This is a genomic window from Streptomyces sp. 130 (assembly GCF_007096885.1).
Taxonomy (GTDB): domain Bacteria; phylum Actinomycetota; class Actinomycetes; order Streptomycetales; family Streptomycetaceae; genus Streptomyces.
The window spans coordinates 143,962-158,851 of record NZ_VJNO01000009.1 but is presented as its reverse complement, the minus strand read 5'-3'; the positions used below and the strand labels follow the sequence as shown (position 1 = coordinate 158,851).

Below are 14,890 nucleotides of genomic sequence, written 5' to 3'. Positions count from 1 at the left end.
TGCCGGGGTGGCGTGGTGGGGAGGGGTGGCGGGTGTGTTGCTTCTTGTCGTGCGGCGGCTGGCTGGTTCGCCGGGGTCCGTGTGGTGGGTCGGTTGTTCGCCGGGTGCTGTTGCCGGGTGGCGTGGTGGGGGGTGGGCGCGGGGGTGCTGCTGCTTGCCGGGCGGCAGCCCGCCGGTTCGCCGGGGTCCGCGTGGTGGGCCGGCCCCTCGCCGGGTGCCGTTGCGGGGGCGGCGCGGGGGGGGGGGGGTGCGGGTGTGTTGCTCCTCGTTGCGCGGTGGTCCGCCGGTTCGTCCGGGCCTGTCCGGTCCGGAGCGTCGGCCGCCGCCCGACCGGCCTCCGGCGCCCCCGGCGCACGCTGCGGGGGCCGGCCCGTCGTCGCCGCCCCGGCGGCCCCCGCCAGCAGGTCCGCGATGTCCAGCACGTGGTACCCCCGCATCGACGGCAGGCAGCTGCCGCGTACCGGGCCGATCGCGTCGGCCCAGAGGCGGGGGATCGCCGACGCGCCGTGCAGGGCGCCGGACAGGGCCCCCGCCACCGCGGCCGTCGTGTCGGCGTCGCGGCCCATGTTGACCGCCATCAGCACCGCCGTACGGAAGTCGCCGCGGGCCGCCGCGAAGGCGCCGAAGGCCAGACCGACCGCCTCGGGGGCCAGGTCGGTCCACGGGTAGCCGCCGACGACCACGGCCGAGCGGACCGCGCGTTCGCCGGTGAGGCGGTCGGGGTACGGCCGCAGCGCCGCCGTCACCGCGCGGCGCAGGGAGCGGGCCGTCCAGGAGTCCATCGGGACGACCGAGAGCGCGGCGGCGATCACCGAGGTCACCGAGGCGCCGGTCATCGCGGCGGCCACCCCGGCGGCCACCGCCTGGCCCCCGTAGATCCCCTCGCCCTCATGGCTGACCCGGCCGTCGACCGCGACCAGCCGGGCCGCCTCGGCGGGGCGTCCGGCCGCGAAGACGCCGAAGGGCGCGGCCCGCATCGCCAGGCCGTCGCTCCAGGCGTGCCGGTGCTGGGCGGAGATCGGGGCGGCCAGGCCCCGGCGCAGGTTCTCCAGCGTGCCGCGCTCGCTGAAGCCGGCGCCCCGGAACGGCCCCTCGTCCAGGTCGGCGATCCACAGCCGCCAGGCCCGCTCGACATCGGTGACGGTGAGCTCCGAGCCGTGCCGGGCCAGCAGCAGCCCGGAGAAGATCGCGTACTCCGTGTCGTCGGTGCCCGCCGGGTCGTCGCTGACGAAGCCCTCGATCCGGCCCCAGCGGCGGCGGATCTCGGAGGGCCGCATGTTCTCCGCCGGGGCGCCGAGCGCGTCTCCGGCCGCGAGGCCGAGCAGCGCGCCCCTGGCCCGGTCGAGCGGCCCGCCGGGGGCCGGCTCGTCCGGAAGCCGTGCCGTATGTGTGCCGCCCGCCCGCGGTGCCGTCGGATTTCCTGCGACCGTCTCCATCGCGTCGACCCTTCGCTCGTACCGAGCCAGTACTCGTGCCTGTGGAATCCGTTCCACGCGGAGCCGGGACGAAGGCCGGTTATCCGCACAAAAGGGCCACTCGGATGAAACCTTCCGGACAGCAAGGGAAGCCGTACCTATCCGGTTACGCAGGGTGGTAAGTACGGCCTGCCTTGCTGGCAGCGGCGATTCTTCGTGCGTACTTTCGATGGTGTCGAGCGGAGGCGGGCGGGCAGGAGGCCCGTCTCCGGACCACCCGGACCAGGGGAGAGGGGCGAGCCGTGGCCATCATCGAGACCGACGCCGTACTGCACGAGGCGCACCGGGACAACCACACCCACCGTGACGTCAACGGCGGCTGGCTGCGTCCCGCGGTCTTCGGCGCGATGGACGGGCTCGTCTCCAACCTGGCCCTGATGACCGGTGTCGCCGGCGGCGACGTCTCGCACCGCACCATCGTCATCACCGGCCTCGCCGGACTGGCCGCCGGTGCCTTCTCCATGGCGGCCGGCGAATACACCTCCGTGGCCTCCCAGCGCGAACTGGTCGAGGCCGAGCTGGACGTCGAGCGGCGCGAACTGCGCAAGCACCCGGCGGACGAGGAGCGGGAGCTCGCCGCGCTCTACGAGTCCCGGGGCGTCGAACCGGGTCTCGCCCGCGAGGTCGCCCGCCAGCTCTCGCGCGACCCGGAGCAGGCCCTCGAGATACACGCCCGCGAGGAGCTGGGCATCGACCCGGGCGACCTGCCGTCGCCCCTGGTGGCCGCCTTCTCCTCGTTCGGCGCCTTCGCGCTCGGCGCCCTGCTGCCGGTGCTGCCGTTCCTGCTGGGGGCCGACGCGCTGTGGCCGGCCGTGCTGCTGGCGCTCGCCGGACTGTTCGGCTGCGGCGCGGTGGTGGCCCGGGTGACCGCTCGCAGCTGGTGGTTCAGCGGACTGCGCCAGCTGGCGCTGGGCGGCGCGGCCGCCGCGATCACGTACGGGCTGGGCGCCCTGTTCGGCGTGGCGGTGGGCGGCTGACCCCGCCCGGCTCCCCCCCGTAACGGGCCGGTTCACGCAATCGGCCCGTTACCCGTACGCCACGCGTGTGACGTACGTCTTGGCCCGGGCCTCTGGGCGCGACCGCGCCACGCACCGTAAAATGAGTCTCTATGCAGGGCTACACATAAGTAGCCATTACCCGGCGGTTTCGTTTTCTCCGCCACCGGGCATGAGCCGTAGACACCGCGGGCAACGACGCCTGCTCTCCGCGTCTCCCGGGCGCCGATCCTCCGACAGCGACCCACTCCACCGTCATCGACGGTGTCCGCATGTTGGAATGCTTCATCCGCTTTTTGAGAAGCGCCCCATCATGTAATCTGCACGAAATTTCGCAGAGGGCCAACGTCGTCCCTCGGCACCGCATATGCCACGACGACGACGGGAGAGCCGATGCGCACCGACGCCTGGTCGCCCATGGACGGTCGCCCCGCCCCCCAGGGGATGTACGACCCCCGCAACGAGCACGACGCCTGTGGCGTGGGGTTCGTAGCCACTCTGACCGGTGTGCCCGGCCACGAGATGGTCGAGCAGGCGCTGACCGTGCTCCGCAACCTCGAACACCGCGGTGCCACCGGCTCGGAGCCCGACTCCGGTGACGGCGCCGGCATCCTGCTCCAGATCCCGGACACCTTCCTGCGCGCCGAGGTCCCCTTCGCGCTCCCCGAGGCCGGCGCCTACGCCGTCGGCATCGCCTTCCTGCCCGCCGACGACTCCACCGGCGCAGTCGCCGAACTGGAGAAGATCGCCGGCGAGGAGGGCCTGACGGTCCTCGGCTGGCGCGAGGTCCCGGTCGCCCCGGACATCCTCGGCAACGGCGCCCGCGCCACCATGCCCGAGTTCCGCCAGCTCTTCGTCACCGACGGCGAGAGCACGGGCATCGCCCTGGACCGCAAGGCGTTCGTCCTGCGCAAGCGCGCCGAGCGCGAGGCCGGGGTCTACTTCCCCTCGCTCTCCGCCCGCACCATCGTCTACAAGGGCATGCTCACCACCGGTCAGCTGGAGCCCTTCTTCCCGGACCTCTCCGACCCCCGCTTCGCCACCGCGGTCGCCCTGGTCCACTCGCGCTTCTCGACCAACACCTTCCCGAGCTGGCCGCTCGCCCACCCGTACCGCTTCGTCGCGCACAACGGCGAGATCAACACGGTCAAGGGCAACCGCAACTGGATGAAGGCCCGCGAGTCCCAGCTCGCCTCCGGCCTCTTCGGCGACGCGCCGCTCGACCGGATCTTCCCCGTCTGCACCCCCGACGCCTCCGACTCCGCCTCCTTCGACGAGGTCCTGGAGCTGCTCCACCTCGGCGGCCGCTCGCTGCCGCACTCGGTGCTGATGATGGTCCCCGAGGCGTGGGAGAACCACGACTCCATGGACCCGGCCCGCCGCGCGTTCTACCAGTACCACTCCGCGATGATGGAGCCCTGGGACGGCCCGGCCTGCGTCACCTTCACCGACGGCGTCCAGGTCGGCGCGGTCCTCGACCGCAACGGTCTGCGCCCCGGCCGCTACTGGGTCACCGACGACGGCCTCGTCGTCCTCTCCTCCGAGGTCGGCGTCCTGGACATCGACCCCGCCAAGGTCGTCCGCAAGGGCCGCCTGCAGCCCGGCCGCATGTTCCTCGTGGACACCGCCGAGCACCGCATCATCGAGGACGACGAGATCAAGGCGTCCCTCGCCGCCGAGCACCCCTACCAGGAGTGGCTGGAGACCGGCGAGATCGAGCTGGAGGACCTCCCCGAGCGGGAGCACATCGTCCACACGCACGCCTCCGTCACCCGCCGCCAGCAGACCTTCGGGTACACCGAGGAGGAGCTGCGCGTCATCCTCGCCCCGATGGCCCGCACCGGCGGCGAACCCCTCGGCTCCATGGGCACCGACTCGCCGATCGCCGCGCTGTCGGCCCGCCCCCGGCTGCTCTTCGACTACTTCACCCAGCTGTTCGCGCAGGTCACCAACCCGCCGCTGGACGCCATCCGCGAGGAGCTCGTCACCTCGCTGCGCTCCGTGCTCGGCCCCTCGGGCAACCTCCTGGAGCCGAACGCCGCGTCCTGCCGCAGCGTCGCGCTGCCCTTCCCGGTGATCGACAACGACGAGCTGGCCAAGCTCATACACATCAACGCCGACGGCGACATGCCGGGCATGAAGGCCGCCACGCTCTCCGGCCTCTACCGGGTGCACGGCGGCGGCGACGCGCTGGCCGCCCGCATCGAGGAGATCTGCACCGAGGTCGACGCCGCCATCGAGGACGGCGCCCGCCTGATCGTCCTCTCCGACCGGCACTCCGACGCCGAGCACGCGCCGATCCCCTCGCTGCTGCTCACCTCCGCCGTCCACCACCACCTCATCCGCACCAAGCAGCGCACCCAGGTGGGCCTGCTGGTCGAGGCCGGTGACGTCCGCGAGGTCCACCACGTCGCGCTGCTGATCGGCTACGGCGCCGCCGCGGTCAACCCGTACCTCGCCATGGAGTCCGTCGAGGACCTGGTCCGGGCCGGCACCTTCATCGAGGGCATCGAGGCCGAGGACGCCATCCGCAACCTGATCCACGCGCTGGGCAAGGGCGTCCTGAAGGTCATGTCCAAGATGGGCATCTCCACGGTCGCCTCCTACCGCGGCGCCCAGGTCTTCGAGGCGGTCGGCCTCGACCAGTCCTTCGTGGACCGGTACTTCAACGGCACCGCCACCAAGATCGGCGGCGCCGGCCTCGACGTGATCGCCAAGGAGGTCGCCGCCCGGCACACCAAGGGCTACCCCGCCTCCGGCATCTCCGCCTCGCACCGCGCGCTGGAGATCGGCGGCGAGTACCAGTGGCGCCGCGAGGGCGAGCCGCACCTGTTCGACCCGGAGACGGTCTTCCGCCTCCAGCACTCCACCCGCAACCGCCGGTACGACATCTTCAAGAAGTACACGGACCGGGTGAACGAGCAGTCCGAGCGGCTGATGACGCTCCGCGGCCTGTTCGGCTTCAGGCCGGACCGCCCCTCGATCGACATCGAGGAGGTCGAGCCCGTCTCGGAGATCGTCAAGCGCTTCTCCACCGGCGCCATGTCCTACGGCTCCATCTCGCGCGAGGCCCACGAGACCCTCGCCATCGCGATGAACCAGCTGGGCGGCAAGTCCAACACCGGTGAGGGCGGCGAGGACGCCGACCGGCTCTACGACCCGGCCCGCCGCTCGTCCATCAAGCAGGTCGCCTCCGGCCGCTTCGGTGTCACCAGCGAATACCTGGTCAACGCGGACGACATCCAGATCAAGATGGCCCAGGGCGCCAAGCCCGGCGAGGGCGGCCAGCTGCCCGGCCACAAGGTCTACCCGTGGGTCGCCAAGACCCGTCACTCCACCCCGGGCGTCGGCCTGATCTCCCCGCCGCCGCACCACGACATCTACTCCATCGAGGACCTGGCTCAGCTGATCCACGACCTCAAGAACGCCAACCCGCAGGCCCGCATCCACGTCAAGCTGGTCTCCGAGGTCGGCGTCGGCACCGTCGCCGCGGGCGTCTCCAAGGCGCACGCGGACGTGGTCCTCATCTCCGGCCACGACGGCGGCACGGGCGCCTCCCCGCTCACCAGCCTCAAGCACGCGGGCGGCCCCTGGGAGCTCGGCCTCGCCGAGACCCAGCAGACCCTGCTGCTCAACGGCCTGCGCGACCGCATCGTCGTGCAGACCGACGGCCAGCTCAAGACCGGCCGCGACGTCGTCATCGCCGCGCTGCTCGGCGCCGAGGAGTTCGGTTTCGCGACCGCGCCGCTCGTCGTCTCCGGCTGCGTCATGATGCGCGTCTGCCACCTCGACACCTGCCCCGTCGGCATCGCCACCCAGAACCCGGTGCTGCGCGACCGCTTCTCCGGCAAGGCCGAGTACGTCGTGAACTTCTTCGAGTTCATCGCGCAGGAGGTCCGCGAACTCCTCGCCGAGCTCGGCTTCCGTACGATCGAGGAGGCCGTCGGCCACGCCGAGCTGCTGGACACCGACCGGGCCGTCACCCACTGGAAGGCGCAGGGCCTGGACCTCGCCCCGCTGTTCCACGTCCCCGAGCTGCCCGAAGGCGCGGTCCGGTACCGGAACACCGAGCAGGACCACGCCCTCGACAAGGCCCTCGACAACGAGCTGATCAAGCTCGCCGCCGACGCCCTCAAGGCCGACAGCCCCGAGGCCGCCCAGCCGGTCCGCGCGCAGATCGCGATCCGCAACATCAACCGGACCGTCGGCACCATGCTCGGCCACGAGGTCACGAAGAAGTTCGGCGGTGCGGGCCTGCCCCAGGACACCATCGACATCACCTTCACCGGCTCCGCGGGCCAGTCCTTCGGCGCCTTCCTGCCCAGCGGCATCACGCTGCGCCTGGAGGGCGACGCCAACGACTACGTCGGCAAGGGCCTGTCCGGCGGGCGCGTCGTCGTCCGCCCCGACCGCGGCGCCGACCACCTCGCCGAGTACTCCACCATCGCGGGCAACACCATCGCCTACGGCGCCACCGGCGGCGAACTCTTCCTCCGCGGCCGCACCGGCGAGCGGTTCTGCGTCCGCAACTCCGGCGCCACCGTCGTCTCCGAGGGCGTGGGCGACCACGGCTGCGAGTACATGACCGGCGGCCACGCCGTGGTCCTCGGCGAGACCGGGCGCAACTTCGCGGCCGGCATGTCCGGCGGCATCGCCTACGTGGTCGACCTCAACCGCGACAACGTCAACGCCGGCAACCTCGGCGCGATCGAGGAGCTGACCGACACCGACCGGCAGTGGCTGCACGACGTCGTGCGCCGCCACCAGGAGGAGACCGGCTCCACCGTCGCCGAGAAGCTCCTCGCCGAGTGGGACACCGCCGTGGCCCGCTTCAGCAAGATCATCCCGTCCACCTACAAGGCAGTGCTCGCCGCCAAGGACGCCGCTGAGCTCGCCGGTCTCTCCGAGCAGGAGACCACCGAGAAGATGATGGAGGCGGCGACCAATGGCTGACCCCAAGGGCTTCCTGACCACCGGCCGCGAGGTCGCGCAGACCCGCCCGGTCGGCGAGCGCGTCAAGGACTGGAACGAGGTCTACGTTCCCGGCTCGCTGCTCCCGATCGTCAGCAAGCAGGCCGGCCGCTGCATGGACTGCGGCATCCCGTTCTGCCACAACGGCTGCCCGCTCGGAAACCTCATCCCCGAGTGGAACGACTACGCCTACCGCGAGGACTGGGCCGCCGCCTCCGAGCGGCTGCACGCCACGAACAACTTCCCGGAGTTCACCGGGCGGCTGTGCCCGGCGCCCTGCGAGTCGGCGTGCGTGCTCGGCATCAACCAGCCGGCCGTCACCATCAAGAACGTCGAGGTCTCGATCATCGACAAGGCGTGGGGCAACGGCGACGTGACCCCCAGGCCCCCGGAGCGCCTGTCCGGCAAGACCGTCGCCGTCATCGGTTCCGGCCCGGCCGGTCTCGCCGCCGCCCAGCAGCTGACCCGGGCCGGCCACACGGTCGCCGTCTACGAGCGCGCGGACCGCATCGGGGGCCTCCTCCGGTACGGCATCCCCGAGTTCAAGATGGAGAAGTCGCACATCAACCGCCGCATCGAGCAGATGCGCGCGGAGGGCACCAAGTTCCGCACCGAGATCGAGATCGGCAGGGACATCGACGCCGCGAAGCTGCGCCGCCGCTACGACGCCGTGGTCATCGCCGCCGGTGCCACCGTCTCGCGCGACCTGCCCGTCCCGGGCCGGGAGCTGAACGGCGTCCACTTCGCGATGGAGTACCTGCCGCTCGCCAACAAGGTGCAGGAGGGCGACCTGACGGTCTCCCCGATCAGCGCCGAGGGCAAGCACGTCGTCGTCATCGGCGGCGGTGACACCGGCGCCGACTGCGTCGGCACCGCGCACCGCCAGGGCGCCCTGTCGGTCACCCAGCTGGAGATCATGCCCCGGCCGGGCGACGAGCGGAACGCCAACCAGCCCTGGCCGCCCTTCCCCATGCTCTACAAGGTCACCTCCGCGCACGAGGAGGGCGGCGAGCGCGTCTACTCCGTCTCGACCACCCACTTCGAGGGCGACGAGAACGGCAACGTCCAGGCCCTCCACCTGGTCGAGGTGGAGTTCAAGGACGGTAAGCTGGAGCAGAAGCCCGGCACCGAGCGGGTCATCCCCGCGCAGCTGGTCACGCTCGCGATGGGCTTCACCGGCACCGACCAGGCCAACGGCCTGGTCCAGCAGTTCGGTCTGGAGCTCGACGAGCGCGGCAACATCGCCCGCGACCAGGACTACGCGACCAACGTCGACGGCGTCTTCGTCGCCGGTGACGCGGGCCGCGGCCAGTCCCTCATCGTGTGGGCCATCGCCGAGGGCCGCTCCGCGGCACGCGGTGTGGACCGCTTCCTGACCGGAGCCAGCGCCCTGCCGGCCCCGATCCGCCCGACGGACCGTGCCCTGACGGTCTGACACGGCACACAAGACGTCCCGCACAACGGCGTGCGGAACTGAACGCGGCGCCTGCCCGTCCCCGACCGGACGAACTCGGCAGGCGCCGTGGCGCGTCCGGGGGCGGGCGGCGCCGGACGCTCAGGCGGTCAGCGCCAGCGCGCAGGTCGCCGCCGCCGTCGCCGCCACCGCGAGGACCAGGCCGGTCAGCGCGAAGCGCCGGACACCGATGCGCGTCCCCTGGAACCGGCACCGCTCGAACCACAGCAGCGTCGCCAGCGACCCCCACGGGGTGACCAGCGGACCCGCGTTCACCCCGATCAGCAGGGCCAGCAGCTGATGGTGGTTGCCCGCCGGGACGACCGCCTCGCCCGCCACGTACGCCGGAAGGTTGTTCAGCACGTTGGCGAGCCCCGCGCCCACCCCGGCCGTACGCAGCATGCCCCCGAGGCCGTCGTCCGAGCCGAGCGCCCGCACCAGCACCTCGTGCAGCCCGTGCGCGTTGACCGTCTCCACCACCAGGAACATCCCCGGCACCAGGACCAGCAGCCGCCACGGGACCAGCGAGAGCCGCAGCTCCTCGCGCCGCCGCACCGCGTACGCCGCCACCACGACCACCATCGCCACCAGCGACGCCGACCACAGCGGCACGTCCACCGCCAGGATCGCCAGCAGGAACCCGGCACACGCCACCGAGCACACCCACAGCAGCACCCGGTCCCCGGGCGACGGCACCGGCGGCGGGGTGTACGTGCCGGCGCCCCGCCGCCCCCGGCGCCAGTAGAACACCCACAGGCACCCGGCGGTCGTCCCGATCGCGGCCAGCTGCGGCAGCCACATCACCCCGGCCAGACCGGCCGGGGACAGCGCCACCCGGTCCGCCGCCAGCAGATTGGTCAGATTCGATACGGGCAGCAGCAGGCTCGCCGTGTTGGCCAGCCACACCGTCGTCATCGCCAGCGGCACCGCCGCGATGCCCACCCGCCCGGCCAGCGCCAGCATCACCGGAGTGAGCAGCACGGCCGTGGTGTCCAGGTTCAGGGTGATCGTGGTCAGCGAGGCGAAGGCCACGCACAGCCCGAACAGCAGCGGATACCGCCCCCGCCCGGCCCGCGCCACCCACGCCGCGACCACGTCGAAGACCTGGGCCCGGCCCGCCAGCTCCGCCAGCACGATCACCGTCGCCAGGAACGCCAGCAGCGGCCCGATCCGCCGCAGCTGGTCCTCGGCCGGACCGGCGGGCAGCAGCCCGGTCGCCGCCGCGATCACCCCGGCCAGGAGCAGCCCTCCGGCCAGCCAGTCCAGGGGATGCAGCCGCCGCACCAGGGCACGCGAGCGCTCCGTGAAGTGATCGTTCCGCATGCCGGTCATCGTGTCAGACCGGGGCGCCCCGGCCCCGTTCAGCCGGTCAGCGCCGACGTCTTGAGGACCACCAGCAGCACCAGCACCGCCGCCAGCACCACGCACCCGGCCGCCTGCACCGCCGTACGGCGCCCGGCGGGGGCGTACGCGTACACGACGGTCACCGCCGCACCGGTCAGCAGCCCGCCCAGGTGGCTCTCCCACGAGGTGAAGGCCGCCGAGAGCAGCATCCACACCAGGAACCCGGCCAGGAAGCTGTTGACCGCCCGCATGTCCCGGCCCAGGCGGCGGCTGATGACGTAGAACGCGGCTGCCAGGCCGAAGACCGCACCCGAGGCGCCCACCACCTCGTCCGCCGGCGAGACCAGATACACCAGCACCGAACCGCCCAGCGCGGACAGCAGATACAGGGCGAGGAAACGGACCCGGCCCAGCTGCTCCTCGACGACCCGGCCGAGATTCCACAGGGCGTACATGTTGAACACGATGTGCAGCGCCCCGAACGGCAGCGAACCGAACGACGAGCCGTCCGGCGGCAGATGGAGGAAGGCCCCGGTCAGCAGCCGGTACCACTCGCCGTCCACCACGCCGACCACGTCGAACCCGGGGTAGCCGCCGTCGACGTAGACATACCGCCCGCCGTCCGCGTCGGTCAGCCCGGCCCCCGTCATCGCGAACCGGCCGACCGTCCCGGGGCGTATCAGCTCCGCGAGGTACGCCAGCACATTGAGGGCGATCAGCGCGTACGTGACGACCGGCACCGCGGTCCGCGACACCGTCCCGCCGAACGCGGTCCGCGCCTGCCGCACCGAGCGCTGCCCCTCCTTCACGCACTCCACGCACTGGTGGCCGACCGCCGCCTCACGCATGCAGTCGGGACAGATGAACCGCTCGCAGCGGACGCAGCTCACATACGTCTCGTACGAGGGATGGCGGTAGCACCTGGTCGCGGCGGCCTCCATGGCCGGCTCCTTCGTCTGTACGGGATCGGGGGGCCGGTGGGGGGTCGGCGGCGATCAAGATAGCGAACCCGCGACGGCGGCCCCGACCCGGGCTCCGCACCCACGGAGGGCACCCGAACGGGTGGACCGGAACGGATCCGCCGGAAAACCGGACAGAAGATGACGGGATTCCCCGGTTCCATGACCTCATGACCACGATCACCTGGACCGACTTCCGCACCGCCGAACCCGACTTCGCCGACACCGTGCGGCAACGGTTCGCCCTGTACAGGCACCACGTCCTCGCCACCCTCCGCAAGGACGGATCGCCCCGGCTCACCGGCCTGGAGGTGGACTTCTGGGCGGACGAACCGCACCTCGGCATGATGCCGAACTCCCGCAAGGCCCTCGACCTGCGCCGCGACCCCCGCTTCTGCGTGCACGCCAACCCCGGGCCCGACGCCGAGATGACCGACGGGGACGTCCGGATCTCCGGGCGCGCCGTCGAGGTGACCGACCCCGCCGTCCTCGCCCGCTTCACCGAGGAGCGCACCCCGCCCGAGCCCTTCCACCTGTTCCGCGTCGAGCCCACCGAGGTGGTGCGGGTGGGCCTGGAGAACGGCGACACGCTCGTCGTCACCACCTGGCGCCCCGGCCTCCCGCCGCGCACCGTCCGCAGGGGCAACGACGCCTGATCCGGCCGCCTCCCGACATCCGGCGGCGGCACGTGCTACGGTGGACGTGTTGCAGTTTTGGTACCCATGAACTTTATGTGCGCCTGACGGGAATGCTTCGTCAGGCGCTTTATTGTTTTCCGGCTTTCTCCGGATGGGGCTCAATGCGGCGACTTGGAATTCGTAAAGTGCGAATTTCCGGCACTGCACCTCCTTAGGAGAACGACATGGCTACTGGAACCGTGAAGTGGTTCAACTCTGAAAAGGGCTTCGGCTTCATCGAGCAGGACGGCGGCGGCGCCGACGTCTTCGCCCACTACTCCAACATCAACGCCCAGGGCTTCCGCGAGCTCATCGAGGGCCAGAAGGTCAGCTTCGACGTCACGCAGGGCCAGAAGGGCCCGCAGGCGGAGAACATCGTCCCGGCCTAATTTCCGCCGGACGCGTACCTCGCAGCCGGGGCCCGCACCGTCATGGTGCGGGCCCCGGCTCGTGCTGTCCCAGGAGGACAATCCCGATATGACCCGCTCCGAACGCCAGGACCGTCCCGCCCGCAACCGCCCCTCCCGGGCACGCGGCACGGACCGGGCACAGGCAACCGCACAGGGTTCCGGCAAGGGAACCGGAAAGGCGTCGTCCCGTCGCAGGGCCACGCCGCCGCAGGGCGAATTCGCGCTGCCCGAGACCATCACCCCCGCACTGCCCGCCGTCGAGGCGTTCGCCGAGCTGGACATGCCCGCAGCCCTGCTGAAGACCCTTGCCGCGCAGGGCGTGACCGAGCCGTTCCCGATCCAGGGCGCCACGCTGCCCAACTCGCTGGCCGGCCGCGACATCCTCGGCCGGGGCCGCACCGGCTCCGGCAAGACCCTGGCCTTCGGCCTCGCGCTCCTGGCCCGCACCGCCGGCCGCCGCGCCGAACCGAAGGCGCCCCTCGCCCTCGTCCTCGTCCCGACCCGCGAGCTCGCCCAGCAGGTCACCGACGCGCTGACCCCCTACGCCACCTCCGTCAACCTGCGCCTGGCCACCGTGGTCGGCGGCATGTCGATCACCCGGCAGTCCGCCACGCTGCGGCGCGGCGCCGAGGTGCTGGTCGCCACCCCGGGCCGGCTCAAGGACCTCATCGAGCGCGGCGACTGCCGCCTGGACCAGGTCGCGGTCACCGTCCTGGACGAGGCCGACCAGATGGCCGACATGGGCTTCATGCCCCAGGTCACCGCCCTGCTCAAGCAGGTCGAGGCGGACGGCCAGCGGATGCTGTTCTCGGCGACCCTGGACAAGAACATCGACCGCCTGGTCAAGATGTTCCTCACCGACCCCGTCGTGCACTCGGTCGACCCGTCCGCCGGTGCGGTCACCACCATGGAACACCACGTCCTCCACGTCCTGGACGAGACCGACAAGAAGGCCGTCGCGACGCGGATCGCCGCCCGCGAGGGGCGCGTGATCATGTTCGTGGACACCAAGCGCGCGGCGGACCGTTTCGCCAAGCGGCTCCTCGCCAGCGGGGTACGCGCCGCGGCCCTGCACGGCGGACGCTCGCAGCCGCAGCGCAACCGCACCCTGGACCAGTTCAAGAACGGCCAGGTCACGGCCCTCGTCGCGACGAACGTGGCGGCCCGGGGCATCCATGTCGACGACCTCGACCTGGTCGTCAACGTGGACCCGCCCACCGACCACAAGGACTACCTCCACCGAGGCGGGCGCACCGCCCGCGCCGGGGAGTCCGGCAGCGTCGTCACCCTGGTCCTGCCCGACGAGAAGCGCGACATGACCCGCCTGATGCGCGACGCGGGCATCGCCCCGCGCACCACCAGCATCCGCTCCAGCGACGAGGAACTGACCCGCATCACGGGCGCCCGCGAACCGTCCGGAGTCGCGGTGGTCATAGAGACCCCCCAGCCGGCCCAGCCCAAGCCGCGTACGCGGCCGGCGGGCACGGGCACGCGCTCGGGCAGCCGGGGCCGGGGCCGGGGCCGGGGGGCCGGTGCCTCCAGGGGCACCGCACAGCGCAGCCGCCGCGCCGCGTAACACTTCCGGGGGCGCGGCCCCGGGACCCCCGCTCCTCAATCGCCGGAGGGGCTTGATCTCGCCCCTCGGGCGCCCCCGGGACGATGACCGGTCACGTCGTGCAATCCAGCACCGCGCGGCACAGCGCGCACCGCACCCGCACCCGCCCCCGCACCGCCACCCGGTTCCACTGGTGGCAGACGGGGCACGGGAACGCCACCCGCAACCCGTCCGCCGCCGCCTCGAAGGCGTACGACCTCCCGGGCCCGCCCGACACCGACCGCCGATCCCGGGCGTAGCGCCGCCGCCCCGCCCACCCCGCGGCCGTCAGCGGCGCCCGCGCCGCATCCCGCAGCGCCCGCGCCCGGCCCTCCGTGTACGCGGTGTACGCCTGCGGACTGGTGAACCACGGCGAAGGGTCCTCGCCGAACACCAGCGCCCGCTCGGCCAGCACGTACCCGAACTCCTCCGGGGTCAGATACCCCAGCTTCTGGCTGGACGTCGCGTCCTCGCGGAACGCGTCCAGCAGCAGCCACCCCGCCCCGAGGTACGCCGCCGCCGTGTCCGTCAGGATCTCGTTGTCGCGCGTGCCGGGGAACTCCAGACCCAGCCGGTGCAGCAGCACATGCGCGACCTCGTGCGACAAGGCCGCGCCGATGTCCCGGCGATGGGTGCGGAAGCGGTCGTTCAGCTCCACGAAGTACTCCGGCCCCGCCGCGAGTTCCACGGTCCCCGCGTGCTCCATCGACCGGAACGCCACGATCACCCGGGCGTCCGGCAGCCGGTAGTGGCGCACCATCGCCCGCGCCACCCGCTGCGCGCCCAGGTGCAGATCGTCCGCGTCGGTGAACGCGGCCTCGGCCGGGGCGAGACTCGTCGCGAAACGCCGGACGCCGTCGGCCGACAGCCTCCGGTACAGCGCGGTGATCGCCGAGCGGACCGTCTCCAGATGCGGGAACCCGTGCTCGACCGGGCTGCGTCGAGGGCTGTCCGGCATCTCCGTACCCCCGCTCCTCGCTCCCGGCCCGACTCCTCACCCCTGTAGACGGGG

General features: G+C 72.2%; 9 protein-coding genes and 1 pseudogene. 6 read left to right on the top strand and 4 right to left on the bottom strand.

Going from position 1 to position 14,890, the window contains the following annotated elements:
* Positions 1-368: 368 nt before the first annotated feature.
* Positions 369-1,436 (bottom strand): annotated as a pseudogene (locus tag FKN01_RS11040) (ADP-ribosylglycohydrolase family protein); the annotation flags it as partial.
* A gap of 281 nt (positions 1,437-1,717) precedes the next feature.
* Between FKN01_RS11040 and FKN01_RS11035 the strand changes: the two are divergent.
* The 3 genes from FKN01_RS11035 (at position 1,718) to FKN01_RS11025 (ending at position 8,876) form a co-directional block, all read left to right on the top strand.
* Positions 1,718-2,452: a VIT1/CCC1 transporter family protein gene (locus FKN01_RS11035; protein WP_143619062.1), complete on the top strand. Its 735-nt coding sequence runs from the start codon at positions 1,718-1,720 to the stop codon at positions 2,450-2,452.
* 411 nt (positions 2,453-2,863) lie between these two features.
* The gene (gltB, locus tag FKN01_RS11030; protein ID WP_143619060.1) at positions 2,864-7,423 is read left to right on the top strand and encodes a glutamate synthase large subunit; all 4,560 of its coding nucleotides are present in this window, start codon (positions 2,864-2,866) and stop codon (positions 7,421-7,423) included.
* On the top strand, positions 7,416-8,876 hold the full coding sequence (locus tag FKN01_RS11025; protein ID WP_143619057.1) for a glutamate synthase subunit beta: 1,461 nt from the start codon (positions 7,416-7,418) through the stop codon (positions 8,874-8,876). Before gltB ends, FKN01_RS11025 begins: the two co-directional genes overlap by 8 nt.
* A gap of 120 nt (positions 8,877-8,996) precedes the next feature.
* On the opposite strand, the gene FKN01_RS11020 is transcribed toward FKN01_RS11025, so the two are convergent.
* On the bottom strand, positions 8,997-10,217 hold the full coding sequence (locus FKN01_RS11020; RefSeq protein WP_143619055.1) for an SLC13 family permease: 1,221 nt from the start codon (positions 10,215-10,217) through the stop codon (positions 8,997-8,999).
* 38 nt (positions 10,218-10,255) lie between these two features.
* Positions 10,256-11,179 (bottom strand): rhomboid family intramembrane serine protease, encoded by a 924-nt coding sequence (locus FKN01_RS11015; protein ID WP_143619053.1) that lies wholly within the window; start codon positions 11,177-11,179, stop codon positions 10,256-10,258.
* Between the two features lie 188 nt (positions 11,180-11,367).
* Here FKN01_RS11015 and FKN01_RS11010 point away from each other — a divergent pair, with 188 nt between their 5' ends.
* The 3 genes from FKN01_RS11010 to FKN01_RS11000 all read left to right on the top strand — a co-directional run bounded on the left by FKN01_RS11010 (position 11,368) and on the right by FKN01_RS11000 (position 13,860).
* Positions 11,368-11,853, top strand: a complete 486-nt coding sequence (locus tag FKN01_RS11010; protein ID WP_143619051.1) for a pyridoxamine 5'-phosphate oxidase family protein — start codon at positions 11,368-11,370, stop codon at positions 11,851-11,853.
* 206 nt (positions 11,854-12,059) lie between these two features.
* Complete coding sequence (locus tag FKN01_RS11005) at positions 12,060-12,263, top strand: cold-shock protein (RefSeq protein WP_143619049.1); 204 nt, start codon at positions 12,060-12,062, stop codon at positions 12,261-12,263.
* An 88-nt stretch (positions 12,264-12,351) separates the two neighbouring features.
* On the top strand, positions 12,352-13,860 hold the full coding sequence (locus tag FKN01_RS11000; protein ID WP_143619047.1) for a DEAD/DEAH box helicase: 1,509 nt from the start codon (positions 12,352-12,354) through the stop codon (positions 13,858-13,860).
* A gap of 91 nt (positions 13,861-13,951) precedes the next feature.
* Here FKN01_RS11000 and FKN01_RS10995 read toward each other — a convergent pair whose 3' ends face one another.
* Positions 13,952-14,836 carry a hypothetical protein gene (locus tag FKN01_RS10995; protein ID WP_143619045.1) on the bottom strand — a complete coding sequence of 295 codons (885 nt, stop codon included), beginning with the start codon at positions 14,834-14,836 and terminating at the stop codon, positions 13,952-13,954.
* Positions 14,837-14,890: the final 54 nt, after the last annotated feature.

Coding starts and splice junctions, on each gene's coding strand:
- gltB (WP_143619060.1), top strand. CDS start 2,864: ATGCGCACCGACGCCTGGTCGCCCATGGACGGTCGCCCCGCCCCCCAG.
- FKN01_RS11025 (WP_143619057.1), top strand. CDS start 7,416: ATGGCTGACCCCAAGGGCTTCCTGACCACCGGCCGCGAGGTCGCGCAG.
- FKN01_RS11020 (WP_143619055.1), bottom strand. CDS start 10,217: ATGCGGAACGATCACTTCACGGAGCGCTCGCGTGCCCTGGTGCGGCGG.
- FKN01_RS11015 (WP_143619053.1), bottom strand. CDS start 11,179: ATGGAGGCCGCCGCGACCAGGTGCTACCGCCATCCCTCGTACGAGACG.
- FKN01_RS11010 (WP_143619051.1), top strand. CDS start 11,368: ATGACCACGATCACCTGGACCGACTTCCGCACCGCCGAACCCGACTTC.
- FKN01_RS11005 (WP_143619049.1), top strand. CDS start 12,060: ATGGCTACTGGAACCGTGAAGTGGTTCAACTCTGAAAAGGGCTTCGGC.
- FKN01_RS11000 (WP_143619047.1), top strand. CDS start 12,352: ATGACCCGCTCCGAACGCCAGGACCGTCCCGCCCGCAACCGCCCCTCC.
- FKN01_RS10995 (WP_143619045.1), bottom strand. CDS start 14,836: ATGCCGGACAGCCCTCGACGCAGCCCGGTCGAGCACGGGTTCCCGCAT.